We start from the raw sequence: 3,293 nt of genomic DNA, 5'->3' as shown, positions 1-3,293 counted from the left end.
GGTGTATTGACTGAACTAAATTCTCTATTTTCGCAGGTCAGTTGAGGTTTTGCTAGCTTCCCGGCATGGTTGATCAGACCGCTCCCGCAAGGGACTTGGCGAGCTTTGTCCTGCCCGAGATCGGCCGCCTGATCGAGACAGCTGACACGGCCATGCCGTATCAGCTGATCGATCCGGCGGGGGCCGTGGTGGAGCCGGTGGAGGTCTACTTCGCTGAGCTCCAGGCCGCATCCAGGCCGGCAACAACGCTCCGTTCGTACGGCATGGACCTGCTGCGCTGGTACCGGTTCCTGTGGGCTCTTGAGGTGCCCTGGAACAGGGCGACGCGGGTGGAGGGCCGGGACTTCGCCCGCTGGATGCAGCTCGCGGACAAGCCGGTCCGGATGCACTGGCGCTACCAGCGCAAGGGGATGCCGGCTGCGGAGGTCCCCAAGCCGCGGTCAGCGAAGCTGGCCGCGGCAGGCACACCGAACCCGGTGACCGGCAAGACTTCCCCGGGCCCGAAGTTCGCGGCCACCACCCGTGCGCACAGCGAGACGGTGCTGCGGGCCTTCTACGACTTCCACCTCGAGGAGGGGACCGGTCCCCTGGTCAACCCGTTCCCGCTGGACCGCTCCCGCCGCAAGGGGCGGGCGAACGCCCACCACAATCCGCTCAACCCGTTCGCGCGTGAACGCACGGGCCGCTACCGGCCCAGGGTGCCCAAGAAGGTTCCGCGGCGGATCCCCGACGAGCTGTTCAACGCGCTCTTCGCCGCGCTGAAGTACAACCGCGATCGGGCCCTGCTGGCCTTCTGGGTCTCCAACGCCTCCCGCGCCGAGGAACTGCTCACTAGTCGGAACCGTGATGCTCTGCCCGGTGACCAACTGCTCGGGGTGTTCCGTAAGGGAACCGGCGAATACCAGCAGCTTCCCTGCTCGACCGATGCCTTCGTCTGGCTGCGGCTCTATCAGGAGGAAGCCTGGCGCCTGGGGGTCCCGAGGGGACGGGACATGCCGTTGTGGTGGACACTGCGGCGGCCCTGGCGGCCGTTGAACTACCACGCGGCCCGGGCGATGCTGAATCGTGCGAACGGCCTGCTGGGAGCGAACTGGACGCTTCACGATCTACGGCACACGGCTGCCTATCGGATGGCCCGCGACCCACAGATGCCCCTGACGGACGTTCAGTGGGTGCTGGGCCATGCACAACTGAGTACGACGCAGATCTACACCAAAGCGACCACGGGCGATGTCATCGCCAGCGCCCTGGCTCACCACCGACGCCAGGCCGAGCGCACGGCCGAACCGGCCAGCCCGCCGCCGAGCCCGGGCTATAACCCGGACTCGCTGAAGACTCTGTTCGGGGGGCTTGGATGACGGCCACGACGACAAGTCCGCCGACTTCGTCCAAGCGCTGGTCGGGACACTCCCGGTTCGAGGGCCAAGCGGCCAGGAACATGCTCACCCAGTTCCCGCCCCGCACACGGCCCGAGACCTGGGCGATGACCGAGAGAAGCCGCGAGGAGGTCATCGCCAGGATCAGTCGCCCGCCGCTGCGGGCCCGGGTGAAGACGACGCACGACGCCCGTCGCTACGGCGTCTGCAAGATCCTGGAATGGCTGGAGACCTTCCCCGGAACGACCTGGCAGGAGCGCTGGCAGGCCAGCCCGGGAAACTCCCTCGGCTTCCAGTGGATCGAGCCGGTAATGGCCTGGCTGGCCGAACGCGGGGAAAAGCCCCGGGAAGAGGGCCTGCGAAGCGGGATCCTCTGCCTGGCCTTCGCGGACGTCATCCGCTTCGACCTGGAGTTTCTGCTGCGAGTGGTCCGCACGCGGAACTGGCGGGTTGCCGTGGTCGAACACCGCGACCCGGAAGGCTTCGCCCGCCTGGAGGAGGCCACCGACCCAGTTCTGCTGGCTTCGCGGATGGGCCACACCGCCCGCACACAGCTCGCGATGATCATGCTTGCCAAGGGCGGCGGCGTCGGCGACATCACTGTCGGCGACTGCATCGAACTGCGACACACCGAGGTCGCGAACCTGGGCCGCTACGGCGACAGCCGGTCCCTGTTCTACTCCCTGCTCAAGGACATCGGGCAGTTCCCACCGGACGCACCCACCACGCTGCGAGCGCTCACCCTCTACTCGGGACAGCTCACTCCTGCCCAGCTCGTCGACCGCTACCAGCTCGAATACCAGCCGGTCCGCGATCTCATCGTCGATTACCTCACCGAGCGCCAACCGGCCCTGGACTACGCCAGTTTCGAGGACCTCGCCCGTGTCCTGGCGCTGCACTTCTGGAAGAACCTGGAGGACCACAACCCGGGGATCACCTCCCTGCACCTGGACCGCGAGGTCGCAGCCGCCTGGAAGGAGAGGCTACGGGTGAAGGTCACCCACCGCCGCATGCCGGACGGCACCACGACCGCGGTCACCACTCCGCGGGCCAGCTATGCCTCCAGCCTGGGCTATGTCCGCGCGTTCTACCTCGACATCGCCGAATGGGCCCTGGAAGACCCGGCCCGTTGGGGTCCCTGGGCGGTCCCGAGCCCCGTCAGCTCCAACGAGATCACCTACAAGAAGCTCAACTCGCGCCGCAAAGCCAGGATGGACCAGCGCACCCGTGAACGGCTCCCGGTGCTGCCCGCCCTGGTCAGCGCCGCGGAAAAGCGCCTCCAAGAGGCCCGGACCCGGCTGGAGGCCATCCGGGCCGCACCCGGCGGACAGTCCTTCACCGTCCTCGGCGAGACGTTCACCAAGGCCAACAGGCCGAACCGGCTGGAGAGCCACGGCTCCTCCTGCGCTTATGACGAATCGGGACGCCGGCACCACTTCGGCCAGGCCGAACACCGCGCGTTCTGGGCCTGGGCCGCGATCGAATTCCTCCGGCACACCGGAGTACGGATCGAAGAGATGCTGGAGACCAGCCACCACAGCATCACCCAATACACGCTGCCGACCACGGGCGAACTCATCCCGCTCTTGCAGATCGCGCCTTCCAAGACGGACGAGGAACGGCTCCTGGTCGTCAGCCCTGAACTCGCCGACGTCCTCAGCGCGATCGTCAGCCGGGTCCGAGGGCCCAACGGGGCCATCCCGTTGATCCCCTTCTATGACGGCCTGGAGAAGATCTGGCACCCGCCCGTCCCCCTGCTCTTCCAGTGGATCAGCGGTGGTCAGCGGCGGGCCGTCTCCTCCAACTCCATCCGCAAGGCCCTCAACGAGGTCCTGAAGGCCACGGGACTCACCGATTCAGCAGGGCAGCCTCTGGAGTTCCAACCGCACGACTTCCGGCGGATCTTCACCACGGAAG

Annotated in this window: 2 protein-coding genes; both read left to right on the top strand. The window is 67.1% G+C overall.

All coding sequences use genetic code 11. The features are described from left to right. The first annotated feature begins 65 nt into the window (after positions 1-65). Entirely contained in the window at positions 66-1,358 is a 1,293-nt protein-coding gene (locus AN218_RS30425; RefSeq protein ID WP_070020256.1) for a tyrosine-type recombinase/integrase, read from the top strand. Further along, positions 1,355-3,293, top strand: a 1,939-nt coding sequence (locus AN218_RS30420) for a site-specific integrase (protein WP_141747764.1), incomplete at its 3' end; no start/stop codon positions are given. The genes AN218_RS30425 and AN218_RS30420, both read left to right, overlap by 4 nt.

The organism is Streptomyces nanshensis, from assembly GCF_001751255.1.
GTDB lineage: Bacteria > Actinomycetota > Actinomycetes > Streptomycetales > Streptomycetaceae > Streptomyces > Streptomyces nanshensis_A.
The sequence above is the reverse complement of the archived record's forward strand: the minus strand, read 5'-3'. Positions and strand labels throughout refer to the sequence as shown.

What these genes read in the sequence shown, in the direction of transcription:
- AN218_RS30425 (WP_070020256.1), top strand. Translation starts at nt 66, where the DNA reads ATGGTTGATCAGACCGCTCCCGCAAGGGACTTGGCGAGCTTTGTCCTG.